General features: G+C 63.0%; 22 protein-coding genes. 11 read left to right on the plus strand and 11 right to left on the minus strand.

The window, feature by feature from the left end:
- Positions 1–48: 48 nt before the first annotated feature.
- Both AFIDRAFT_RS01875 and AFIDRAFT_RS01880 read right to left on the minus strand, forming a co-directional pair.
- Entirely contained in the window at positions 49–201 is a 153-nt protein-coding gene (locus tag AFIDRAFT_RS01875; RefSeq protein WP_009337307.1) for an aa3-type cytochrome c oxidase subunit IV, read from the minus strand.
- Positions 202–367: 166 nt separating this feature from the next.
- Complete coding sequence (locus AFIDRAFT_RS01880; RefSeq protein WP_009337308.1) at positions 368–2,239, minus strand: M3 family oligoendopeptidase; 1,872 nt, start codon at positions 2,237–2,239, stop codon at positions 368–370.
- A gap of 129 nt (positions 2,240–2,368) precedes the next feature.
- Between AFIDRAFT_RS01880 and AFIDRAFT_RS01885 the strand changes: the two genes are divergently transcribed.
- The 3 genes from AFIDRAFT_RS01885 (at position 2,369) to AFIDRAFT_RS01895 (ending at position 8,135) form a co-directional block, all read left to right on the plus strand.
- A complete protein-coding gene (locus AFIDRAFT_RS01885; protein ID WP_009337309.1) occupies positions 2,369–3,865 on the plus strand; it encodes a sigma-54-dependent transcriptional regulator in 1,497 nt (498 codons plus the stop codon).
- 288 nt (positions 3,866–4,153) lie between these two features.
- Positions 4,154–6,286, plus strand: coding sequence for a L,D-transpeptidase family protein (locus AFIDRAFT_RS01890; RefSeq protein ID WP_009337310.1), 2,133 nt, complete (start codon positions 4,154–4,156; stop codon positions 6,284–6,286).
- A 277-nt stretch (positions 6,287–6,563) separates the two neighbouring features.
- Positions 6,564–8,135 (plus strand): peptidoglycan L,D-endopeptidase MepK, encoded by a 1,572-nt coding sequence (locus AFIDRAFT_RS01895; RefSeq protein ID WP_040297715.1) that lies wholly within the window; start codon positions 6,564–6,566, stop codon positions 8,133–8,135.
- A 16-nt stretch (positions 8,136–8,151) separates the two neighbouring features.
- On the opposite strand, the gene AFIDRAFT_RS01900 is transcribed toward AFIDRAFT_RS01895, so the two are convergent.
- The 3 genes from AFIDRAFT_RS01900 to AFIDRAFT_RS01910 all read right to left on the minus strand — a co-directional run bounded on the left by AFIDRAFT_RS01900 (position 8,152) and on the right by AFIDRAFT_RS01910 (position 9,984).
- Positions 8,152–9,117, minus strand: a complete 966-nt coding sequence (locus tag AFIDRAFT_RS01900) for a sensor domain-containing diguanylate cyclase (RefSeq protein WP_009337312.1) — start codon at positions 9,115–9,117, stop codon at positions 8,152–8,154.
- Between the two features lie 115 nt (positions 9,118–9,232).
- Positions 9,233–9,502, minus strand: a complete 270-nt coding sequence (locus AFIDRAFT_RS01905; RefSeq protein WP_009337313.1) for a DUF2312 domain-containing protein — start codon at positions 9,500–9,502, stop codon at positions 9,233–9,235.
- 179 nt (positions 9,503–9,681) lie between these two features.
- The gene (locus AFIDRAFT_RS01910; RefSeq protein ID WP_009337314.1) at positions 9,682–9,984 is read right to left on the minus strand and encodes a DUF1244 domain-containing protein; all 303 of its coding nucleotides are present in this window, start codon (positions 9,982–9,984) and stop codon (positions 9,682–9,684) included.
- Between the two features lie 156 nt (positions 9,985–10,140).
- Between AFIDRAFT_RS01910 and AFIDRAFT_RS01915 the strand changes: the two genes are divergently transcribed.
- Together AFIDRAFT_RS01915 and pyk are read left to right on the plus strand one after the other, a co-directional pair.
- Complete coding sequence (locus tag AFIDRAFT_RS01915) at positions 10,141–10,716, plus strand: DUF1036 domain-containing protein (protein ID WP_009337315.1); 576 nt, start codon at positions 10,141–10,143, stop codon at positions 10,714–10,716.
- Positions 10,713–12,149, plus strand: coding sequence for a pyruvate kinase (pyk, locus tag AFIDRAFT_RS01920; RefSeq protein ID WP_009337316.1), 1,437 nt, complete (start codon positions 10,713–10,715; stop codon positions 12,147–12,149). Before AFIDRAFT_RS01915 ends, pyk begins: the two co-directional genes overlap by 4 nt.
- 2 nt (positions 12,150–12,151) lie before the next feature.
- On the opposite strand, the gene AFIDRAFT_RS01925 is transcribed toward pyk, so the two are convergent.
- The 4 genes from AFIDRAFT_RS01925 to AFIDRAFT_RS01940 all read right to left on the minus strand — a co-directional run bounded on the left by AFIDRAFT_RS01925 (position 12,152) and on the right by AFIDRAFT_RS01940 (position 14,635).
- Positions 12,152–12,532 (minus strand): hypothetical protein, encoded by a 381-nt coding sequence (locus tag AFIDRAFT_RS01925; RefSeq protein ID WP_009337317.1) that lies wholly within the window; start codon positions 12,530–12,532, stop codon positions 12,152–12,154.
- An 80-nt stretch (positions 12,533–12,612) separates the two neighbouring features.
- Positions 12,613–13,245, minus strand: a complete 633-nt coding sequence (locus AFIDRAFT_RS01930; RefSeq protein ID WP_009337318.1) for a tetratricopeptide repeat protein — start codon at positions 13,243–13,245, stop codon at positions 12,613–12,615.
- Between the two features lie 107 nt (positions 13,246–13,352).
- Entirely contained in the window at positions 13,353–13,478 is a 126-nt protein-coding gene (ykgO, locus tag AFIDRAFT_RS01935; protein WP_002718645.1) for a type B 50S ribosomal protein L36, read from the minus strand.
- Between the two features lie 212 nt (positions 13,479–13,690).
- Positions 13,691–14,635 (minus strand): LysR family transcriptional regulator, encoded by a 945-nt coding sequence (locus tag AFIDRAFT_RS01940; RefSeq protein WP_009337319.1) that lies wholly within the window; start codon positions 14,633–14,635, stop codon positions 13,691–13,693.
- 151 nt (positions 14,636–14,786) lie between these two features.
- Here AFIDRAFT_RS01940 and AFIDRAFT_RS01945 point away from each other — a divergent pair, with 151 nt between their 5' ends.
- On the plus strand, positions 14,787–15,488 hold the full coding sequence (locus tag AFIDRAFT_RS01945; protein ID WP_009337320.1) for a pirin family protein: 702 nt from the start codon (positions 14,787–14,789) through the stop codon (positions 15,486–15,488).
- Positions 15,489–15,647: 159 nt separating this feature from the next.
- A complete protein-coding gene (gene wrbA / locus AFIDRAFT_RS01950; protein WP_009337322.1) occupies positions 15,648–16,247 on the plus strand; it encodes an NAD(P)H:quinone oxidoreductase in 600 nt (199 codons plus the stop codon).
- Positions 16,248–16,279: 32 nt separating this feature from the next.
- Here the strand turns inward: wrbA and AFIDRAFT_RS01955 are convergent, their stop codons facing one another.
- Positions 16,280–16,699 (minus strand): DUF3175 domain-containing protein, encoded by a 420-nt coding sequence (locus AFIDRAFT_RS01955; protein WP_009337323.1) that lies wholly within the window; start codon positions 16,697–16,699, stop codon positions 16,280–16,282.
- Positions 16,700–16,785: 86 nt separating this feature from the next.
- Here AFIDRAFT_RS01955 and AFIDRAFT_RS01960 point away from each other — a divergent pair, with 86 nt between their 5' ends.
- The gene (locus AFIDRAFT_RS01960; protein WP_009337324.1) at positions 16,786–17,523 is read left to right on the plus strand and encodes a haloacid dehalogenase type II; all 738 of its coding nucleotides are present in this window, start codon (positions 16,786–16,788) and stop codon (positions 17,521–17,523) included.
- Here the strand turns inward: AFIDRAFT_RS01960 and AFIDRAFT_RS01965 are convergent, their stop codons facing one another.
- The gene (locus AFIDRAFT_RS01965; protein ID WP_009337325.1) at positions 17,524–17,760 is read right to left on the minus strand and encodes a DUF3297 family protein; all 237 of its coding nucleotides are present in this window, start codon (positions 17,758–17,760) and stop codon (positions 17,524–17,526) included.
- A gap of 313 nt (positions 17,761–18,073) precedes the next feature.
- Between AFIDRAFT_RS01965 and tkt the strand changes: the two genes are divergently transcribed.
- The 3 genes from tkt to gnd are packed head-to-tail and all read left to right on the plus strand — an operon-like array spanning position 18,074 to position 24,054.
- The gene (gene tkt / locus AFIDRAFT_RS01970; RefSeq protein ID WP_009337326.1) at positions 18,074–20,170 is read left to right on the plus strand and encodes a transketolase; all 2,097 of its coding nucleotides are present in this window, start codon (positions 18,074–18,076) and stop codon (positions 20,168–20,170) included.
- Entirely contained in the window at positions 20,167–23,010 is a 2,844-nt protein-coding gene (locus tag AFIDRAFT_RS01975; protein ID WP_009337327.1) for a bifunctional transaldolase/phosoglucose isomerase, read from the plus strand. Before tkt ends, AFIDRAFT_RS01975 begins: the two co-directional genes overlap by 4 nt.
- Positions 23,011–23,019: 9 nt before the next feature.
- Positions 23,020–24,054 carry a phosphogluconate dehydrogenase (NAD(+)-dependent, decarboxylating) gene (gnd, locus tag AFIDRAFT_RS01980; RefSeq protein ID WP_009337328.1) on the plus strand — a complete coding sequence of 345 codons (1,035 nt, stop codon included), beginning with the start codon at positions 23,020–23,022 and terminating at the stop codon, positions 24,052–24,054.
- Positions 24,055–24,056 lie beyond the last annotated feature (2 nt).

Here is a 24,056-nt window from a genome sequence, read left to right on the forward strand (position 1 = left end):
TAAGCCGCTTCCTTCCAATCCCGTTGTAAGTTCAGGGAAAAGTCGAATTCAGGTGAGGAAAATCGCCATCAGCGCCAAAATCACCACCAGCGTCACGCAGGTGTATTTGGTCAGCTTCAGGAATGACTCGTAGGTCTGCTCATGAGCGGGATAGTCGTTGCCATCCGCGGTCGTGTAGGCCACCTCACTGTGGTCCGCCATTATAGTTGCCTCCAGCACTTTGCTTTGCGTGGGCAATACCGCACTTGCCTTGGCAGAGCAACGGTCCTTCTAGGCAAAAAGTTGTACAACCCACAAGCGCCGGGTTTCTAGCACTCGGCCTATGGGTTTGTTTTCATTGAATGAAAATGTAAGAGGCCGCTCCGCCCTACCCCATCGCCTCCAGCTCACCGATCATCCCCTCGATCACCGACAGGCCACCGTCCCAGAAAGCAGGGTCCTTGGCATCGAGTCCAAACGGCGCCAGCAGTTCGGAATAGTGCTTGGTGCCGCCCGCCGCGAGCATATCGAGATAGCGGTCGGCGAAGCCCTCGGCCGCGTGCTCGTACACCGCATAGAGCGAGTTCACGAGGCAATCGCCGAACGCATAGGCGTACACGTAGAATGGCGAATGAATGAAGTGCGGGATGTACATCCAGAACGTCTCGTAGCCCGGCTTGATTTCGATGGCCGGCCCTAAGCTCTCGCCCTGCACCGACAGCCAGATCTCGCCAAGACGCTCGGCGGTGAGTTCGCCGTTGCGGCGCTCGGTGTGCACGGCGCGCTCGAACGAATAGAACGCGATCTGGCGCACCACCGTGTTGATCATGTCCTCGACCTTGCCCGCGAGCAGCGCCTGCCGCTGTTTGGCGTTCTTGGTCTGCGCGAGGAGGCGCTTGAAGGTCAGCATCTCGCCGAATACGCTTGCGGTCTCGGCGAGCGTCAGCGGCGTCGGCGCCATCAGCGCGCCCTGCTTCGCCGCCAGCACCTGATGCACACCGTGACCAAGTTCATGGGCGAGCGTCATCACGTCGCGTGGCTTGCCCTGATAGTTCATCAGCACATAGGGATGCGCCGACGGCGTAGTCGGATGCGAGAACGCACCCGGCGCCTTGCCCGGACGCACCGGCGCGTCGATCCAGCGGTCGTCGAAGAAACGCTTCGCGATACCCGCCATCTCCGGCGAGAAATCGCCATAGGCTTTCAGGATCGTGCTCTTGGCATCATTCCATTCGATCTGGCCGGTGGTCGCGAACGGCAGCGGCGCGTTGCGGTCCCAGTGCGCGAGCTTCTTCTTTTTGAACCACGATGCCTTCAACGCGTAATAACGATGCGAGATGCGCGGATAGGCCGCACGCACCGACGCCACCAGCGCATCCACCACTTCGCGCTCGACACGATTGGCGAGATGGCGCGAATCCGCGACATCCTCGAAGCCACGCCAGCGGTCGGAGATCTCCTTGTCCTTGGCGAGCGTGTTGGTGACGAGCGCGAAGGTCCGCTCGTTGGCCTTGAAGGTTTTCGCCAGCGCCTGCGCCGCCGCCTTGCGTTTCTCGGGCGCGCGATCCTGCAACAGGTTCAGCGTCGGCTCGATCGCCAGCTCTTTCGATCCGACCTTGAAGCGCAGGCCCGCGATGGTCTGGTCGAACATACGGTTGAACGCGCCGTAGCTCGTGGTCGATTTCTCGTGGAACAGCTGCTCGATGCGATCCTCGAGCTGATACGGCTTGTCCTTGCGGATGTCCTCCAGCCACGGGCGATAATGGCCGAGCGCCGGCACCTGCATCGCCTTTTCGATCAGTTCGTCGTCGATGCGGTTGAGTTCGAGCGTGAAGAACAGCAGATGCGTCGAGGCATTGGTGAGACGCTCTGACACATCGCCGTAGAATTTGGTGATCGCCGGATCGACCGTGTCGCCCGCATGGATCAGGCCCGCATAGGAAATCAGCCGTCCGGCGAGATCGTCGATCGCCTCAAAGGATTTCACGGCTTCCGCCAGCCACTCGCCCGCGCCGGGCTTGGAAAGCGCATCCGCGATCTTGCCCTTATAGGCCGCCTCGAACGCCACGCAGTCGGCATCGAGCTTGTCGAGGTCGCGCGCGATCTCCGGCGCGGTGATCGACGAATAGAGATCGCCCAGATTCCACTCGGGCAGCTTCGCCGTCTTCTTCACCGCCTTTTTGGCCGCGGGTTTCGCAGGCTTCGCCGCCTTCTTGGTCTTGGCGGGTTTACGCAGAGCGGAGGACGAACGTGCAGCCATTATGTGTTCCTACCCGTGTTGTTCGTGTGCTGGCAGCGCGAACGTCCGCCAACTCTTAAGAGGCCGTTAATCGGCATCGGCGAGAGTGCCCCGATTCGAGACAGATAAACCTGCTGACCGAGGAATTCCATGGCCGCGACTATTCTGATTGCCGATGACGATGCCGTCCAGCGCCGTCTGCTGGAAAATATGGTGCAGCGTTGCGGCTATCAGACCATCGTCGTCGAAAGCGGTGACGCCGCCATGACGGTGATCGCAGATGAGATGCGCACCGTCGATGCCATCGTGCTCGATCTCGTGATGCCGGGTCTCGACGGCCTCGGCGTGCTGTCGAAGATGCGCGAGATGGGCCTGCATATTCCGGTGGTGGTGCAGACCGCGCATGGCGGCATCGACAACGTGGTCTCCGCGATGCGCGCGGGCGCGCATGATTTCGTGGTCAAGCCGGTCGGCATCGAGCGGCTTCAGGTGTCGTTGCGCAACGCGCTCGACGCCAGCGCCCTGAAAGGCGAATTGCAACGCATCCGCCACTCGCGCGAAGGCCGCCTCACCTTCAAGGACATCGTGACCCGCTCGGAGGCGATGGGGCATGTGCTGGCGATGGGCAAGAAGGCCGCAGCCTCGGCCATTCCGGTGCTGATCGAAGGCGAATCCGGCGTCGGCAAGGAGCTGGTCGCGCGCGCCATTCACGGCTCCTCGGAGCGCGCCAGCAAGCCGTTCGTCACCGTCAATTGCGGCGCGATCCCCGACAACCTCGTCGAGTCGATCCTGTTCGGTCACGAGAAGGGCGCCTTCACCGGCGCCACCGAACGCCATGCGGGCAAGTTCGTCGAAGCCTCCGGCGGCACGCTGTTCCTGGATGAAGTCGGCGAACTGCCGCTCACCGCGCAGGTGAAACTGCTGCGCGCCCTGCAACAGGGCGAGGTCGAGGCGGTCGGCGGCCGCAAGCCGGTCAAGGTCGATGTCCGCATCATCTCGGCGACCAACCGCAATTTGCTCAACCATGTGAAGGCCGGTCATTTCCGCGACGACCTGTTCTATCGCCTGCATGTGCTGCCGCTGACGATCCCGCCGCTGCGGTCGCGGCGCGAGGACATCCCTCATTTGTTACGCCATTTCCTCGCGCGCTTCAGCGCGGAGGAAAACCGCGCCATTGCCCGCGTCGGCGCCGACGCCATGGCCCGCCTCGTCAATGCCGACTGGCCGGGCAATGTCCGCCAGCTCGAGAACGCCGTCTATCGCGCGGTGGTGCTGTCCGACGGCGAGGAGCTTCGGGCCGACGACTTCCCCGCCATCAATGGCGGCCCTCTGGGGCCGGACGCAGGTCCCGAGATCGGACCGCTGACGCTCGCGCAACCTGCGCGGGTGGCCGCCCATGAAATCCCGATCGCCCCTGCCCAGTCCGCACCGGCCCTCCTGCCGCACGGCGCCCTGACGATGCTGGACGAGGACGGCGAATGCCGCGCGCTCGACGAGATGGAAGCCGAGATCATCCGCTTCGCCATCTCGCATTATCGCGGCCAGATGTCGGAAGTGGCGCGGCGGCTGAAGATCGGCCGTTCCACGCTGTACCGGAAGATGGACGACATCGCCGCTGTTCCCGCCGGGAAGAACCAAGAATCCTGAAAAAGACCCCGCCCCTTCGAACCGTTGCGGCTTGGTGACAGACCAAGAGAAAGCACGCAGGGGTGGTTGCGGATCACCGTCAGCACGGTCAGTTTCCCGTGACACGTTCCGGCGCAAGCTAGGCGCATTGTGTCCGTGCGTGTACACTTGTTGATGGTGCGATGAATCGACCGGGCGCGATACGCCGGGGAAACGAACCGGTGAGAGCCGGGTTTCACCTGGGTGCGGGCTTAAATGAGACAAACTTGCTGTTTCAGGCCGAAACAGCCTCGCTCAGGGAACTCGATAATGCATGACTTCTCGACCGGCCGCAGCGGTTACGATCGCGTGCTGGCAGCCGTCGCAGCGACCTTCCTGCTGACCGGCACCGTAACCTTTGCTCATGCCGACCCGGCGAAGCCAGCGGATGCCTCCATCAGCGCCGCAGTTCCCACACCCGACACCTCGAACGTCCCACCGCCGACCGCGGCCGACGTGAAGGCCGATGCACCGAAAGCCGACGCCGCAAAGGCCGCGGACACCGCAAAGCCTGCTGCATCCGAGCCGGCCAAGACAGATGCAAAGGCGGACAACAAGCCCGCCGACGCGTCGAAGGCGGATACAGCTAAAACCGAGCCTGCGAAGTCCGAACCGGCGAAGGCCGATACGGCCACGACAGCGCCCGCCGCTCCGGCCAAGACGGATAATGCCAAGACCGAAACTCCGGCCGCTGCTCCTGCCGTCGCCACACTCGATCCGTCCGCCGAGGCGCTGCGCAGCCTGGTGACGACGAAGGCCGGCAAATATTTCGACCGCAAGAAAGAACGCGAGGCGGTGGAAGCCTTCTACAAGGACCGCAACTACGCTCCGCTCTGGACCAAGGGTGCCGCGGCAACCGCGCGCGCCAATGACGCGAGCGCGCGGCTGAAGAAGGCGGATGAGGACGGCCTCGATCCGGAGGATTATCCGGTGCCGAATTTCACCGCCGCCACAACCGCGGATGCGCAGGCCGATGCCGAACTGAAGCTGACTGAAAGCGTGCTCGACTATGCGCGCCACGCCCAGAGCGGCCGCATGCACTGGTCGCAGGTGTCCGGCGACATCCAGTACCCGGAGCACTACCCCGACCCGACCGAAGTGCTGATCAACGTCTCGACCGCGCGCAATGCCGGCGCGGCGCTTGAGACCTACAATCCGCCGCACAAGCTCTACAAGGAATTGAAGGCCAAGCTCGCCGAGCTGCGCGGCAAGACCGACGAAGGCAAAAAGATCGCCGACGGCGAGACGCTGCGCTTCGTCAAGCCGACCAAGAAGAACCCGAACCCCACCGTGATGGACGACGCGCGCGTGCCTGCGCTGCGCGCCAAGCTCGGCGTCACCGAGAATGCGAGCGACACGCACTACGATGCGACCGTCGCCGCCGCCGTGCGCAAGTTCCAGAGCGCGAACGACCTCAAGGCCACCGGCGTTCTCGACAACCACACGGTCGCGGCACTCAACGGACCGCGCAACGACCGCAAGATCGATATCATCCGCGTCAACATGGAACGCTGGCGCTGGCTGCCGCGCGATCTCGGCGCACCCGCGCTCGGCGATGCCTATGTCATCCTCAACATTCCCGATTACAGCCTCCAGTTGATGCATAATGGCGCAACGGCCTGGAAGACCCGTGTCGTTGTCGGCAAACCCGGCAAGCACGCTACCCCGCTGCTGACGGAGACGATGAAGTACATCACCGTCAATCCGACCTGGAACGTGCCGCCGTCGATCATCTACAACGAGTACCTGCCCGCCCTGCAGCAGGACCCGACCGTGCTCGAGCGCATGGGCCTCAAGCTCCAGCGCAATCCCGATGGCACTATCCGCATTTCGCAGCCGCCGGGCGAAGCCAACGCGCTCGGCCGCATCCGCTTCAACTTCCCGAACAAATTCCTGGTCTATCAGCACGACACACCGGACAAGTATCTGTTCGCCAAGAGCGAGCGCGCTTTCAGCCATGGCTGCATGCGGGTGCAGAATCCGGATCAGTACGCCGCGACGATCCTGGGTATCGCGCTGCCGAAGGATCATTACACGCCGGAGAAAATCCGCAGCATGTATGGCCACAACGAGATCAACATCAACCTGCCGACGCCGCTCCCGGTCAACATCACCTACCAGACCGCGTTCGTGGACGACGCCGGCAAGCTCGAATTCCGCAAGGACATCTATGGCCGCGATGCGACCATGATCAAACTGCTGAAGGAAGGCGGCCGCCGCAACCTCGAAACCGTCGTCGCGCATTCGCAGCCGAACTACGTACGGCCCACCGGCAACATCAATATTCCGGGCGACGGCTACGCGGACCGCTCCTCGGCACCGAACTTCTTCCAGATGCTGTTTGGTGGCGGCGGACGCGCCGAGGTCGAGCCGGAACCGCGCGGCCGGCGCCGCTACCGCTAAACGCATAAATTTTTCGGCTCGGGTTCCCCAACTCCGAAATCCACCTTACGCAATAAAATCAGGGCCCCGCCGCAAGCGGGGCCCTTTGCGTTAACCCTGTCTCCGGAGGCGATATAAATACCGGCCATTTTTTGCCACAGTCGGCCCGTTAGCTCTCGATTGCGTGATCGGGGATGGGGGTAAATTTCCATTAACCGGCCGACGTTACACACAATTCATCATCTCCGCTGCGTGGGGTAGCGGGGGTCTCTTCCTGGGCGTTCCAACAGGACGATAAGTGGCGGGCGATCATCTACGCGGCATTAGCCTTTGGCCTGTGCGGCACTCCTTGCGAGTGAGCGCAGCCGCTATGCTCCTGCTGTTCGCCGGCGCAGGCGCGGTGCATGACGCGACCGCCAGCAACGACACCCGCACCCTCTCCTTCCACCACACTCATTCCAGCGAAGACCTCACCGTCACCTTCAAGCGCAACGGTCGCTACGACGCCGACGCGCTGAAGAAACTCAACCACTTCCTCCGCGACTGGCGCAGCCAGGATTCGACCACGATGGACCCGCATCTGTTCGACATCCTGTGGGAGGTCACTCGTGACGTCGACGCCAAGCAGCCGATCCAGATCATCTCGGCCTATCGCTCGCCCAAGACCAACGCCATGCTGCGCCGCCGCTCGGCGCATTCCGGCGTCGCGCGCTTCAGCCAGCACATGCTCGGCCACGCGATGGATTTCTTCATTCCCGGCGTGCCGCTTGAGAAGATCCGGTTCGCCGGGCTTCGCCTGCAACGCGGCGGCGTCGGTTTCTACCCCACCTCCGGCTCGCCCTTCGTGCATCTCGACACCGGCAACATCCGCCACTGGCCGCGCATGACGCACGACCAGCTCGTGCGCGTGTTCCCGGACGGCAAGACGGTCCATGTCCCCACCGATGGACGTCCGCTGAAGGGCTACGATCTCGCGCTCGCTGAAATCCGGCACCGCAAGGGCGATGAGGCCACGACGGCCAGCAGCCGCAGCCTGCTCGCCTCCCTGTTCAAGGGCAAGCAAGCCTCAGAGGACGACGACGAATCCTCCGCCTCCACACCGGCTGCCGAAACACCTGCCAAGCCCAGTCTGATCGCCGCGGCGGCAGACAAGGTGAAGGACAAGATCGCCGAGATGGTGCCGGTGCCGCGTGCACGGCCGGTTCAGACCGCCAGCTATCGCGTCGCCTCCGCAGTCCCCGTCGAAATTCCGCTCGCTCCTGCCAAAGCAGCCAAACAGCCGCAGACCATGGCCGAGATGATCGAGGCCCGCGTCCGCTGGGATGACGCCGCGATGACGCCGAAGCCCGCATCGGCCGAACAGATCGCCGCTGTGAAGGCGCGTGCCGCCGATCCGCAATCCACCGCGTCGCTGCCCGCCAACGTCGCCAACGCGATGGCCTATGACGCGCCGCAACTGCTCGACCGCAACAAGATCGTCGCCGCAAGCGGACCCGTTCCGCCGACGCACATCGCTGCCCTCGCGCGCGATGCGATGTCGGTGCGCGCCAGCACCGTGCTCGGCAAGACACGGCGCGGCTTCTCGCATTCGCCCGCGACCATGCTGCGCCTCGCCAGCGCCGATCAGGTAAGCGACATCTGGCTGCGCGCGATGGTGCTGACGCCGAGCGCCAATAACGCGCTTTACACCTCGGTGATGGGCGACTGGGACATGAGGCCGATGGTCGCGCATTTCGTGAAGCCTGCGCGCGCGGTGACGATGACGTTCTCGCTCGATCCGCAGATCGGCCCCGCCTGTGACCGCTTCAGCGGCCCGGCGATCGCTTCAATGCCGACCACGACTTTCGTGCAGACCGCTTCGCTGCGGTAAATTCAAGAGGCCATCGTCAGGCGGCGGCTTCCGGATTCATCGAGCGGCTGCCCACTTCATCATTGAACAGATGAACTTTGTTGCGGCCGGCAGCCTTTGCGGCATACAGCGCAATGTCGGCATCCGCGAACAACTCGGTGATACGCCGGCGATGCGGACGGCCGATCAGGGCAGCCCCGATCGAAGCACCGACCTCGAGACGAAGACCATTCCAGAAGACCGGACGAGATAGCATCGCGACCGTTTGCTCCAAGACGCTCTCGATCCGTGCGGGATTCGTGGGGGCACGCAGGATGAGTGCGAATTCGTCGCCTCCCAGCCGGGCGACCAAGCCGGCATTGCAGAAGGCCCGCTTCAAACGCATTGCGATCTCGCGCAGACATGCATCTCCGGCCTCATGCCCGAACGTATCATTCAGTTCCTTGAAGCGGTCGAGATCGATGAGGACAAGCGCCGATGCAAAACCATGGTTCAGAGTGTCACCGATAACCTCACGGTAGCGCTGCTGAAACAAAGAACGATTGGCAAGCCCGGTGAGTGGATCGGTTTCGGCTTGCAGCCGCAGGCTCTCCATCGCTTGCCGGTCTGAGGTGATGTCCTGCTTGGAGCCGAAGATGCGGACAGGCCGCCCGTTCTCTCTCACCGCATTGATCGAAAGCCGCATCCAGCGCTTTTCGCCGTCCCACGTCCTGATCTCCGTATCGAGCGAAACGGAACGGCCGCTCCGGATCACCTCGGCGCGGGCGATTTCCATGTTGCGTCTGGATTCAGGGGTATAAAGGTCGACGATGCTCGCGCGCCGCAGCGCGCTGTCCATCGGATAAGCAAAGAGTTTGTAGACTCCGGACGTCCAGGTCAGGCGTTCCGTCTCAAGCTCGCATTCCCATGCGCCGATACGAGCATGACCCAAGGCCTGGTCATAGAGACGCGCGTAAACCTCAGCCCACTGAAGTTCCGAAACATGGCCTGCTTCATCTCTCATTCGCGACCGGTGGCCTCTGGGAGATTGTCTCTTTCTCCATGGTTAAGGCCACAGCGTTAACGAATCTTATACTTATTGCCTGCCTGGAGGCGCCATCCACAGGATGGTCTACGCCTCACAGCATGCCGAGTGCCTGCATGTAGGTTTCGAGGATGGTTTCCTGCTCCTCGCGCTCGTTGGCGTCCTGCTTGCGCATCCGCACGATGGTGCGCAGCGCCTTGACGTCGAAGCCGTTGCCCTTGGCCTCGGCATAGACGTCGCGGATGTCGTCGGAGATCGTCTTCTTTTCTTCTTCCAGCCGCTCGATGCGCTCGATGATGGCCTTGAGCTGATCCTTGGCGAAACGGAGGGCGACGTCTTCCTTCACGGCGGCGGCTGTGGCCATCGGGTACTCCTGAACTTTGATGAGGCGGCGCCGGCCGGGCGGCAAAGCGTCTTTCGTGACCACACTCATCCAGTCGGAGAGGCGGCGTCAAGGCAAGGCACCGCGCCGTCCACAATGCCCACAGGGTGGTTTTAAAAAGCTCGCGCCTCACGCTTTTTTTCAGCGTTCCGCGCGCGGCGTCAGTGACCGCTGGCGGCCTTCTTCATGGCCGCAATCTGCTCGGGTGTCGCCTCGCTTTGGTACTTCGCCTTCCATTCCTCGTAAGGCATGCCATAGACAGCCTCGCGGCCCTCATCCTTGGTCATCGGCACGCCCTTTTCGTCGGCGGCGTCCTTCATCCAGTTCGACAGGCAGTTGCGGCAAAATCCCGCCAGATTCATCATGTCGATGTTCTGCACGTCGGTGCGCTTCTGCAAATGCGCGACGAGACGGCGGAAAACGGCCGCCTCAAGCTCGGTCTGGGTGGCTTTATCGATGGCCATGATGCTCCTCATCCTCCGGCTGCGGCCCGAATGGCCGCCCCTGTTTCGATCTTCCGCTGGAAACTACAACCAGCACATAAACCCGGCAGCGGATTTTACCAGCCCCCGCGTTCCGCGCGATTGGAATTGCGCCCGCGTTTGAGATAGCCTGCGCCCATGCCGAAAGTGAATTTGCGGTTGCCCACCTTGCGCCTTTTCCTGCCTCTCCTGTTCGGACTAGCTCTCGCGCTTCCGGCGCTGTGCGCGTCCAGCACACCAGCGCGGGCCGATTTCCGGCTATGCAACAACACCTCGAGCCGGGTGGGTATCGCGCTGGGCTACAAGGACAGCGAAGGCTGGGTCACCGAAGGCTGGTGGAATATCTCCTCCCACGCCTGCGAAACGCTGCTCAAGGGCACGCTGGTGGCGCGCTATTATTACATTTACGGCCTCGATTACGACCGCGGCGGCGAATGGTCGGGCCAGGCCTTCATGTGCTCGCGCGACAAGGAATTCACCATCAAGGGCACCGAGAACTGCCTCGCCCGCGGCTTCGACCGCACCGGCTTCTACGAGGTGGATACCGGCGAGCAGCGCTCCTGGACAGTGCAACTGACCGAAACCACCGAGCAGAACCTGCAGCGGCAGCAACAGCCGACCCTGCCGGGATTGCCGAACGCGCCCGGCGCCGGCCAGCCCGGCGGCATTCTCCCCGCACCTGCCCCGCTTCCCGCACCGGGAACGAAGCAATGAGGCGGCTGCGTCGCGTCCGGATTCTCGCAACGCTCGGACCTGCCTCGTCCGACAGCGTCACGATTCGCAAGCTGTTCGAAGCGGGAGCCGACGTCTTCCGCATCAACATGAGCCATACCTCGCATGACAAGATGCGGGAGTTGATCGCCACCATCCGCAACATCGAGAGCAGCTACAACCGGCCGATCGGCATTCTCGTCGACCTTCAGGGCCCGAAGCTGCGGCTCGGCGCCTTCAAGGAGGGCGCGGCGATCATCACCAACGGGCAGAATTTCGTACTCGATTCCGATCCCGCGCCGGGCGACAAGACACGCGTCCACCTGCCGCATCCGGAAATCCTGCGCGCGCTGAAGCCGGGCGACGCGCTCCTGATCGACGACGGCAAGCTGCGCCTGATCGCGGAGGAAACCTCACACGATCATGCCGTGACACGCGTCGTGATCGGCGGGCGCATCTCCGACCGCAAGGGCGTGAGCCTGCCCGACACCGACCTGCCCGTCTCGGCCATGACGCCGAAGGACCATGCCGATCTCGCCGCGGCCCTCGACGCCGGCACCGACTGGATCGCGCTGTCGTTCGTGCAGCGCGCCGATGACGTGCACGAGGCCCGCCGCATCGTGCGCGGTCGCGCGGCGATCATGTCAAAGATCGAAAAGCCGCAGGCCATCGAACGCCTTGAGGCGATCATGGATGCCTCCGACGCCATCATGGTGGCGCGTGGCGATCTCGGCGTCGAAATGCCGGTCGAGCGCGTGCCGGGACTTCAGAAACAAATGACGCGCATGGCGCGGCGCATGGGCAAGCCGGTCATCATCGCGACCCAGATGCTGGAATCGATGATCGCCTCACCGGTGCCGACGCGCGCCGAAGTCTCCGACGTCGCGACCGCGGTGTTCGAGGGGGCCGACGCCGTGATGCTGTCGGCGGAATCCGCGGCTGGCAAATATCCCTCCGACGCGGTGATGATGATGGATCACATCGGCGAGGAGGTGGAGCGCGACCCGACCTTCAGCAGCGTGATCGACGGGCAGCGCCCCGCGCCGGAAGCTACCGCCGGCGACGCCATCGCCGACGCCGCGCGGCAGATCGCCGAGACGCTGCATTTGCCGGCCATCATCTGCTGGACCAGTTCGGGCTCGACGGCCATTCGTGTCGCACGCGAGCGGCCCCGCTGTCCGATCGTCGCGATCACGCCGAATGCCGTGGTCGCACGCAAGCTTGCCTTGTTGTGGGGCGTGCATTGCGTGGTGGCCGAGGACGCGCAGGACGGCGACGACATGATCCAGCGCGCGGGCCGCATCGCCTATCGCGACGGCTTCGCCAAGGCTGGCGAGCGCGTCATCGTCGTCGCGGGCGTGCCGTTCGGCACCCCGGGCACCACCAACATGGTGCGCATCGCCACTATCGGCTCGGACAGCGACGCCAATATCTGATTTCAGGCGGCGCTTGTCCGCTCAAAGTGGATCACCTGCCAGACGAACAGCACGACGCTCACCAGCACCATGATCGAGCCCGCGCCCGCCAGCGGCTCACCCTCATGCTTGCCCATATGGATCATGGCGACGCCGATCGCCATCACAATGGTCCCGGCGATCCAGATCATCACCTGCAGGCGTGCCACCCGTGCGGCATCGAGTGCCGGATGCAGGCGGTAGAACAGCCCGAACAGAAATAAAGACACCCAGCCGAGCAGGTTGAGATGGGCGTGGGCTGCAAGGGTTGAATGATCCTGCGAGATCGCCATCGCAAGGCCCCAGATCATTCCGAAGGTGAGGATCAAGGCGGCGACAAGGAAACTGAGCGACGAAGCTCTCATGATGCAATCCCCCAAATAAAGCCAAGACATAGCAAAACCGCCGCTCCACATGAAGCGGAGCGGCGGTCCGATGCACGGTTTCAAATGTCGCGGCCTTCGACCTTTTCCGACAGGGTCTTCACCATGTCCGGCACCTTGTCGAGGTGCGGATTGATGGCGAGCGCGCGGCGGAACACGTCCAGCGCATGCTTGGCGTCGCCGGTTTCCTCGAGGATGACGCCGAGCCCCGCCAGCGCACCGAAGTGGCGCGGCTCACGGCGCAGCACTTCCTCGATATCTTCCATCGCGCGGTTGTAGTCGTTCTTCTTGTAATAAAGCGTCGCGCGCCTGTTCCAGGCTTCCGTGTAATCGGGACGCAGCTTGATGATGGCGTCGAGCAGTTTCAGCGCGACGTCGGATTCGTTGTTCTCCAGCGCGATGCTCGCGCGCGCCATCAGCAGCGCGACAGTGTCGCTCGGCGTCTTCATCCAGATCGCCCAGATCCGCGCCTCGACCGCGCGCGCGCTTTCCTCGTCGGGCGCTGCCTTCAGCGCATCGAACAGAAAGTCGAGGCTCTTGCCATGGGCTTTGACGGACGGAAGCTGTTTCGGCGCTTGCGGCAGCTTCTGCCTGAGGTGGGAGTCGGGCTGCGCGGCTGCGGGCGCAACAGCAAGCAGCGCCGCGAGTACAAATCCAGCCGGAACATTCACGGCGACACGCCGGGTCAATTTCATGCAAGGATTTTAAACGCGCAAAACGCCGCCTGCAAAGGGCAAGCGGCGTCAAACAGATGTGATGATTTAGGGAGTGCCGGACAGCGTCCGGCAAACGTCAAAGGTGATTAGCCCTGACGCGCCTTGAAGCGGCGCTGCACCTTGTTGATCACGTAAACCCGGCCCTTGCGGCGGACCAGACGGTTGTTGCGGTGACGACCACGGAGCGATTTCAGCGAGTTACGGACCTTCATGGGACATGCTCTTGCGAAAGGCCGTATCGACAGGCCGAGTTGCATCAATATCTATGGGCGCCCGGGCGGCAGGGCCATCGCCGGGATGGCCGGTTTCTAGAGAGCGCAGGGCGGAATGTCAATGCAATCAAGGCTTTTTCTGAACGGCGGGGGATAAAGGAAGGCCATTTTCTCAAGTTTCATCACTGAAATCCTTGGGAAAATCCAGCCTCTCAGCCCGCCTCCGGTTCCCTGCGAGATTTTGCGGTAGCCGCCTTGCCCAGCCGGGCCAGATGGGTGGCGAGGAACTCGACCAGCGCCTCCACCCGGGCGGGGCGCGGACCGCCCGGCGGCATCACCAGATGCACCGCCCCTTCCGGCTGCTTCCAGCCCTTGAGGATGACCTCGACCTGCTTCCTGGCGATCGCCTCGCCGATGATGAAGTCCGGCAGGTCGGCAATGCCGAGCCCGGCGATCAGCGCGGGAAGCACCGCCTCGCCGTTGTTGATCCGCAACTGGCCGGAAGGCCGTACCGACACCGCCTCGCCCGCATCGTTGAAATAATGCCAGACCTCCGGCGTCGTCCGGTAGGCATAGGTAAAGCAGCGATGCTGGGCGAGATGCATCGGATGCGTCGGCCGTCCGTATTTCTTGAGGTAAGACGGCGCAGCCACGGTGTAGACCGGCATCGGGCAGAGCCGCCGCGCCACCAGCGAGGAATCCGGCAGCCGCGCGATGCGCACGCCGATGTCGAACCCCTCCCCAATCAGATCAACCATCGCGTCGCTCAAATGCAGATCGATCGACACATCCGGATATTGCGCGAGAAATTCCGGCAGGAGCGGCGCGATCACCCGCTGGCCGAATGTCATCGGCACCGCCAGCCGCACAAGCCCGCGCGGCGAGGCCGCCTGCGACAGTGCCTCGTTTTCAGCCTCTTCGCCGTCCGCCAATAGTTGCGCCGCGCGCACCGACAGCGCGCGACCGGCATCGGTCAGCGCCAGACGGCGCGAACTGCGGTTGAACAGCCGCGCGCCCAACCGCTCCTCCAGCCGCGTCACAGCCTTCGAGACTGTCGCTTTCGACAGAGCGAGTTCGCTCGCGGCGGCAGCGAAGGACCGCAGTTCCACCACCTTGGCAAAGATCGCCATCGCCTCGAAATCGGGAAGTTTCGACATGCCGGCTCCAATGCCGGGCGGGCACTCCGGCAATTATCATTGGTTTATATTTAGAAACGATGAGTTTCAATAGTTTCTATTTTTAGACCATGCGGAAAGGCCTAAATCAGCGCCATCGAAACCCACAACCCCAGGCAATGGAGGACATGACATGATCGAACTTCGTCCCTTCAGTTCTCTTGGCGGCGCCAACCACGGCTGGCTCAACGCCAAGCATCACTTCTCGTTCGCGAGCTACTACGATCCCGCCCGCATGAGCCACGGCGCGCTGCGCGTCTGGAACGACGACGAGATCGCACCCAACACCGGCTTTCCGGCGCATCCGCATTCGGACATGGAGATCATCACCTATGTCCGCGAAGGCGCGATCACGCATCAGGACTCGCTCGGCAACAAGGGTCGCACCGAAGCCGGTGACGTTCAGGTGATGAGCGCAGGCTCTGGCATCCGCCATGCCGAGTACAACCTCGAGCCGGTCAAGACGACGCTGTTCCAGATCTGGATCGAGCCGACGCAGCAGGGCGGCCAGCCGTGCTGGGGCGCAAAGCCTTTCCCGAAGGGCAATCGCTCCGGCAAGTTCGTGGCGCTGGCCAGCGGCTTCAAGGACGACGCCGACGCCTTGCCGATCCGCGCCGAAGCACGGGTGCTCGGCACCACGCTGAAGGCGGGCGAGAGCGTCGATGTGGCGCTCAACGATAACCACAAGGGTTATCTCGTGCCCGCGACCGGCGCGGTCGAGATCAACGGCGTCCGCGCCAATGCACGCGACGGTGTCGCGATCAGCAATGAGCCGAACCTGCGCATCACCGCGCTGGAAGACTCCGAACTCGTGCTGGTGGAGACGGCGGCATGATCGATCTCTTGCTCGCGATGCCGGTGGTGACCGCAAGCCTGCGGACGCTGCTCGGCCATGCCCGGCACTGCCGCGCGCGCCTGCACTGACACCAACGCCGTGGCCCTCACGGGCCACGGCCCCTTCTCTCAATCACCTTGAATTTAGTTGGAGCCTCCGATGCCAAAAGTTCTCGTTCTTTATTATTCTACCTACGGCCACATTGAAGCCATGGCCAACGCCGTTGCCGAAGGCGCGCGCGAGGCAGGCGCAACCGTCGACATCAAGCGCGTGCCTGAGACCGCCCCTCTCGAAGTCGCAAAAGCCGCGCATTTCAAGCTCGATCAGGCTGCCCCAATCGCCAAAATCGAGGATCTTGCGAATTACGACGCCATCATCGTCGGCACCGGCACCCGCTTCGGCCGCATCTCCTCGCAGATGGCGAGCTTCCTCGATCAGGCCGGCGGCCTGTGGGCGAAGGGCGCGCTGCACGGCAAGGTCGGCGGCGCATTCTCCTCGACCGCGACCCAGCACGGCGGTCAGGAGACGACCCTGTTTTCCATCATCACCAACCTCCTGCACTTCGGCATGGTGATCGTCGGGTTGAACTACGGCTTCGCCGGACAGATGGGCGTCAAGGAAGTGACCGGCGGCGCACCTTACGGTGCGACGACGATTACTGATGGCGACGGCTCACGCATGCCGAGCCAGAACGAACTCGATGCCGCGCGCTATCAGGGCCGCACCATCGCCGAAACCGCGAAGAAACTGCACGGCTGATTTTCACAAGGCGGCGTATCGCAATCTTTTGCCTACGCCGCCTTGCCGAAAGCCTTGCGCAATTCGCCTTTCGCAGCTTCCAGCTTCTTGCGCCGTGTGGCGGGCAGGTTCTTGCCTGCGCGGTTGATATAGAACACCAGCATCGACATCGCCGAGCGATATGGATCGCTCTTGCGCCGGTGGCTATGCTCGGCCGAACGCTTCAGTGACCGTGCGATCGCCTTCGGGCTATCCTGTTTGAAGACATTATGCTTGAGATCGAGCGCGTCGCTGGTCTGCGTGACGTGCTTCGACCATTTCTTCACCGGACGCTTTGCGGCATGTGGACCGGCTTTGCGCGTCCGCCGCGCCGTGGGTTTGGCGCTTGCCTTTTTGTTACGTGCCTTGCGCGCATGGGTGCCGCGCAATTTTGATGTTGCCGTCCGTTTGCGCCGTGTCGCGGTTTTTGCCATGGTTTGCGTCCTTCGCGATTGAGACGAGCACCTAACGCCTCGTGCCGTTTCAGGTTCGCAATCGCTCTTTGCAAAATGGACCGCCCATGACCATCAAAGCCTTCGTGTTCGACGCCTATGGCACGCTCTACGATATCCAGTCGGTCGCGGCCGTCACCGAGGAGGCCTTCCCCGGCCATGGTGATTTCATCACGCAGGTCTGGCGGATGAAGCAGCTCGAATACACCTGGCAGCGCAGCATGATGCAGCGCTATGCGGATTTCTCGGTCGTGACACGGGAATCGCTCGTCTATTCGTTGAAGCTGCTCGGCCTCACCTACAGCGACGCCGTGTTCGAGCGCATCATGGACAAATACATCCACCTCGACCTGTATCCGGACGCCAAGGCAGCACTTGCGGCCTTGAAAGGCCACAAGCTCGCCATTCTGTCGAACGGCAGCAGCCAGATGCTCAACGATCTGGTGAAAAACACCGGCCTCGATCAAACCCTTGACGCCACCATCAGCATCGACAGCGAGCGCATCTTCAAGCCCGCGCCGCAGGCCTACACGCTGATCGAGAAAAGACTCGGCGTGAAGCCGAGCGAGGTGATCTTCGTCTCGTCAAATCCGTTCGACGTCGCGGGCGCGAAATCCTTCGGCCTCAACGTCGCATGGATCGAACGCGTCACCCCGCAGGCGATGGCCGCCGAGATTAAGCCCGGCGCGCCGGTCGCTCCCGTCACCATGTTCAAGGCCGTGCGAACGCAGATGGACGAGTTGGGATTCCTGCCGGATCACCGCATCCGCGCATTGTCCGACCTGCCGAAGCTCGTCGGAAAATAATCAGCTCTTGAAGTACGGCTCGACGGTACCGGAAAATTTCATGGTGATCGGATTGCCGTGGCGGTCCTTCGCCGAGCCGACGCTCATGCGCACCCAGCCCTCGCTGACGCAATATTCCTCGACATTGGTTTTCTCGACGCCCTTGAAGCGGATGCCGATATCGCGAGACAAAACCTTCTCGTCGTAAAACGGGCTGTTGGGGTCCACCGAGAGGCGGTCGGGCAATTCCTCGCTCATCATCGTCCTTTAATTGTCGCCGCAGGCATGCCTGCCATGCGTTGCCGTGTGCCAGTTAAGGTCAGTCAGAACGGCAAATGTCCGCTTTTGAAATAATACATCGCGAGATAGCCGATCGCCAACCCGATCACCACACCTATTGCCACTCTCATGTGCGCCTCCGTTGCCTCATCATAGGCGCATCTTCACGTCGTCGCGACACCGCCCGAAACGGGAACCATCCCGTCTTACGTCCGTTTTATTCCAGTTATAGCTTTGCCGCCGGGGCACGGACGCAAGACAGACGTTTTCAGCCACGCCGGGAAAATCACCAATGGATGCTCCGCGCTCGACACCGAATGATCAACCACGCGCCCAGGCCGACATCGATCAGCTCTGCATCAACACCATCCGCACCCTCACCATCGACGCCGTGCAAAAGGCCAATTCGGGCCATGCCGGCGCGCCGATGGGGCTCGCGCCCGTCGCCTACACGCTGTGGCAGGAGGTGCTGCGCTACGACCCCGATGAACCGCTATGGCCAAACCGTGACCGCTTCGTGCTGTCGTGCGGCCATGCCTCGATGCTGCTGTATTCGCTGTTTCACCTGTCCTGCATCAAGCGCCTGAAGGACGGCAAGGCAACGGACAAGCTCGCGGTGACGCTCGACGACATCGAGCATTTCCGCCAGATCGACAGCGTGACGCCGGGCCACCCCGAATACGGCCACACCACCGGCGTCGAGACCACCACCGGTCCACTGGGACAGGGCTGCGGCAACAGCGTCGGCATGGCGATCGCCTCGCGCTGGCTGGGCGCGCATTACAACAAGCCGGGACACACCATTTTCGACTTCAACGTCTACAACATCTGCAGCGACGGCGACATGATGGAGGGCGTCGCCTCGGAAGCCGCCTCCCTCGCGGGCCATCTCGGGCTCGACAACCTGTGCTGGATCTACGACAGCAACACCGTCACCATCGAAGGCCACACCGAACTCGCGTTCGATGAGAATGTCGCGGAGCGTTTCCGCGGCTATGGCTGGCATGTCACCCATGTCGCGGACGCCAACGATTGCAACCGTGTGCGTGCCACGCTGGAGGAATTCCGCGAAACCAAGGGCCGCCCCACCCTGATTATCGTCAACAGCGTGATCGGCTACGGCGCGCCGGACATGCAGGGCACGTCGAAAATCCACAGCGACGCGCTTGGCGCCGACGAAGTGAAAAAGACCAAGGCGTTTCTCGGCTTCCCGCAGGACAAGGATTTCTACGTGCCGGACGGCGTGCGCGAACGCTTCCATGCCGGCATCGGCCAACGCGGTGCCGCCGCGCGCGCGGCGTGGGAAAAGGGCTTTGCGCAATACGCGAAGGAGTACCACCGCGAGGCCGGACAGATCGAACGCTGCCTGAGGCATGGATTACCCGAAAACTGGGCCAGCACCCTGCCCGTCTTCAAACCGGACGCGAAAGGCATCGCCACGCGCGAGGCTTCGGGAAAAGTGCTGAACGCCATCGCCGAGGAATTGCCGTGGGTGCTGGGCGGCGCGGCCGACCTCGCACCGTCAACCAAGACCAAGCTTACCAGCGAAGGCATGACCGCGCTGGAAAAGGCCACCCCCGGCGGACGCAACATGCATTTCGGAATTCGCGAACACGGCATGGGCGCCATCGTCAACGGCATGGGTCTGTGCCATCTGCGCGCTTTCGGCGCGACCTTTCTGATTTTCTCTGACTACATGCGTCCGCCGATCCGGCTCGCCGCCTTGATGCGGCTGCCGATCTTCCATGTCTTCACCCACGATTCCATCGGCGTCGGCGAAGACGGGCCGACCCATCAGCCGATCGAACAACTGGCAGGCCTGCGCGCCATCCCGAACCTCGTCGTGCTGCGCCCGGCCGACGCCAATGAAGTAAGAGAGGCTTATAAAGTCATCGTCAGCCTCAAGGACGAACCGGCAGCGCTGATCCTGAGCCGCCAGGCCCTGCCGATTTTCGACCGCGGTAAATATGCTTCCGCGTCCGGGGTCGCACGCGGTGCCTATGTGATGGCGGATAGCGACGGCGAGCCGCAGGTCATCCTGATCGGTACCGGCAGCGAGGTACAATTGTGCGTCGCAGCCTTCGAGGAGTTGAAATCACGCGGCATCCGCGCCCGCGTGGTCAGCATGCCGTCATGGGATTTGTTCGAAAAACAGGACAAATCCTACCGCGACACCGTGCTGCCCCCGCATATCACCGCGCGGGTGGCCGTGGAGCAAGGCTCCCCCATCGGCTGGGATCGTTACGCAGGCCCTTCCGGTGCCATCATCGGTATGCATACTTTCGGCGCGTCGGCTCCGCTGAAGGATCTGTTGAAGAAATTCGGCTTCACACCGGATAAGGTCGTCGAAGCGGCATTGCGTCAAATCGAACAGAACAAGGCATCATGAATCCTCTCAAAGAATTGCAGAACCATGGCCAGTCGATCTGGCTCGACTTCCTCGCGCGCGGCTTCATTGCCAAGGGAGAGCTGAAAGCGCTGATCGAGCGCGACGGCGTACGTGGCGTCACCTCCAATCCCTCGATTTTCGAGAAAGCCATCGGCACCGGCGACGAATACGATGCCGCATTCGCAAAGCTCCTGAAGGGCGGCGACCGCTCGGTGATCGATCTCTATGAATCCGTCGCCATCGAGGATATCCAGAACGCCGCCGACGTTCTGCGGCCTGTCTATGACGAACTGCATGGCCATGACGGCTACGTCAGCCTCGAAGTCTCGCCCTATCTCGCGCGTGACACCGAGGGCACGCTCCAAGAGGCGCGGCGGCTGTGGAAGGCGGTCGGCCGCAAAAACCTGATGGTGAAGGTGCCGGGCACAAGCGAGGGCCTGCCCGCGATCGAGCAACTCACCGCCGAAGGTCTCAGCATCAACATCACGCTGCTGTTCTCGCAGAAGGTCTATGCCGACGTGCTGGAGGCCTATATCTCGGGGCTGGAGAAATACGCCGCAACCGGCGGCGATCTCTCCAAGGTTGCCAGCGTCGCCTCGTTCTTCGTGTCCCGCATCGATACCGCCGTGGACCGCCAGCTCGATGACAAGATCGCCGCCGCCAACGACGATGACCGCAAGGCGCAGTTGGCTGCGCTGAAGGGCAAGGTCGCCGTCGCCAACGCCAAGCTCGCCTATCAGCATTATAAAAAGGTCATCGCCTCCGACCGCTGGAAGGCACTGGAGGCGAAGGGCGCGCGCGTGCAACGCCTGCTCTGGGCCTCGACCGGCACCAAGAACAAGGCCTACAGCGACGTGCTGTATGTCGAGGACCTGATCGGCAGGGACACGGTGAACACCGTGCCGCCCGCGACGCTCGATGCCTTCCGCGATCACGGCAAGGTCCGCGATACGCTGGAGGAGAATATTCAGGAGGCCGAAGGAATCCTGTCCGGCCTGAGGCTGGCCGGCATCTCGCTCGATGCCATCACTGACCATCTGGTGGACGACGGCGTGCGGCTGTTCTCGGAAGCCGCCGACCAGCTCCTCGGCGCGGTCGCCTCCAAGCGCGCGCGGATGCTGGGCGCGAAGATCGACACGCAGGCGCTTGCGCTCGGTGACGATCTCACCCGCACCACCAAGGCACTGACCGACGACTGGCGCGCCGAGGGCAAGGGCCGCAGGCTGTGGAAGCGCGACGCCTCGGTGTGGACCAATCACGACGAGGCCAAATGGCTCGGCTGGCTCGACGCCGTCGAGCGCGAGCAGGATTCGCTCAAGCTCTACCAGCGCTTCGCCGACGCGGTGAAGCGCGCGAAGTTCACCGATGCCGTGGTGCTCGGCATGGGCGGATCGAGCCTCGGGCCGGAAGTGCTCGCCACCACCTTCAAGCAGGCGAAGGGCTTCCCGAAGCTGCACATCCTCGACTCCACCGATCCCGCGCAGGTGCGGCGCGTCGAGAAATCCATCAACCTCACCCGTACACTGTTCATCGTCTCCAGCAAGTCCGGCGGCACCACCGAGCCGAACGCACTGATGGATTATTTCTTCGCGCGCGTGGAGAAGGTCAGCGGCCAGAAGCCCGGCGTGCACTTCATCGCCGTCACCGATCCCGGCTCGTCGCTGGAAAAGGTCGCGCGGCAGCGTAACTTCATCCACGTCTTCCATGGCGAGCCGAGCATCGGCGGCCGCTATTCGGTGATCTCGCCGTTCGGCCTCGTGCCTGCGGCCGCGGCAGGTATCGATCTTAAAAAATTCCTCGCAGCGGCGGGCGCGATGGCGCATGCCTGCGGCGCGGACGTGCCGCCGCACGAGAACCCCGGCATCCAGCTCGGCCTGGCACTTGGTGCTGCGGCCCGCGCGGGCCGCGACAAGGTCACGCTGTCGGCCTCGAACCAGATCGAGGACTTCGGCGCATGGACCGAACAATTGATTGCCGAATCTACCGGCAAGAACGGCCGCGCGCTGATCCCGCTCGCCGACGAGCCGCTCGGCAAGCCGGACGTGTATGGCGATGATCGCGTTTTCGTCGATCTCGCCTTGAAAGGCGACACCTCGCGCGAGGCCGCCCTCAAGGCGCTTGAACAGGCAGGCCATCCGGTGATCCGCATCGCGGTGACGGACGCCGCTCATATCGGCCAGGAGTTCTTCCGCTTCGAGATGGCGACGGCGGTCGCGGGCAGCGTGATCGGCGTCAACCCTTTCGACCAGCCGGATGTCGAGGCCGCCAAGGTCAAGACCCGCGAGCTCACCGCCGCTTTTGAAAAATCCGGCGCGCTACCGCAGGAAGAACCGCTCGTCACCGACGGCAACCTCGCGGTCTATACCGACCGCAACAACGCCGAGGCGCTGCGCGAAGCAGGCGCGAACGGCACGGTGGAATCGTGGCTCAAGGCGCATTTCTCGCGCATCGAGTCCGGCGACTACGCCGCCCTGCTCGCTTATATCGACCATAACGACAAGGACATCGCCGCGCTTCAGAAGGCGCGCATTGCCATCCGCGACAACAAGCATGTCGCTACCTGCGTCGGCTTCGGCCCGCGCTTCCAGCACTCCACCGGGCAGGCCTACAAGGGCGGGCCGAACACCGGCGTGTTCGTTCAGATCACCGCCGACGACGCCAAGGACCTGCCGGTGCCGGGACAGACGGCGAGCTTCGGCATCATCAAGGCGGCGCAGGCACGCGGCGATTTCGACGTGCTCACCGAGCGCGACCGCCGCGCCCTGCGGCTTCACATCAAGGGGGACGTTTCCAAGGGTCTTGCCGCCATCAACAGCGCGGTCGCCAAAGCACTGTCATAGGAAGACACCATGCAGATCGGACTTGTCGGCCTTGGCCGGATGGGCGGCAACATCACGCGCCGCCTGATCGAAATGGGCAAGCACGAGGTCGTCGTGTTCGACGTCAATCCCAAGGCGGTGGACGAACTGGCGCAGCACGGCGCCATCGCCACCGCCTCGTTAAAAGATGTCGCGGCGAAGCTGAAAGCGCCGCGCACCGTCTGGATCATGCTCCCTGCTGGCAAGATCACCGAGGACACGATCCACGCGCTCTCCTCCATTCTGCAAAAGGGTGACACCATCATCGATGGCGGCAACACCTTCTGGCAGGACGACGTACGCCGTGCGCAGGCATTAAAGGAAAAAGGCATCCACTACATCGATGTCGGCACCAGTGGCGGCATCTGGGGCTATGAGCGTGGCTACTGCATGATGATCGGCGGCGACAAGGCGAATGTCGACCGGCTCGATCCGATCTTCGCAACGCTCGCGCCCGGCGAAAGCGGCGTGCCGCGCACGCCCGGACGTGAGGCGCGCGACCCCCGCGCCGAGCAGGGCTACATCCATGCCGGGCCTGTCGGCGCCGGACATTTCGTCAAGATGGTGCATAACGGCATCGAATACGGGCTGATGCAGGCTTACGCCGAAGGCTTCGACATTCTCAAGAACGCCAACATCGAGGCGCTGCCGCCCGAGCACCGCTTCGACGTCAATGTTGCCGATGTCGCGGAAGTCTGGCGGCGCGGCAGCGTGATCTCGTCATGGCTGCTCGATCTCACCGCCTCCGCACTCGCGCGCAACGATAGGCTCGACCAATATTCCGGCTTCGTCGAGGATTCCGGCGAAGGCCGCTGGACCATTGCCGCCGCGATCGACGAATCCGTGCCCGCGGAAGTGATTACCGCCGCTTTGTTCGCGCGTTTCCGCTCACGCAAGGAACACACCTTCGCTGAAAAGATTCTCTCTGCGATGCGCGCAGGCTTCGGCGGCCACAAGGAGCCGCAGCAGCACCCTGACGCGCCAGGCGCCAAGGCGCCGGAGAAGCTCAAGCCCAAAGACGACTAAGC

Source organism: Afipia sp. 1NLS2 (assembly GCF_000178995.1).
GTDB lineage: Bacteria > Pseudomonadota > Alphaproteobacteria > Rhizobiales > Xanthobacteraceae > Afipia.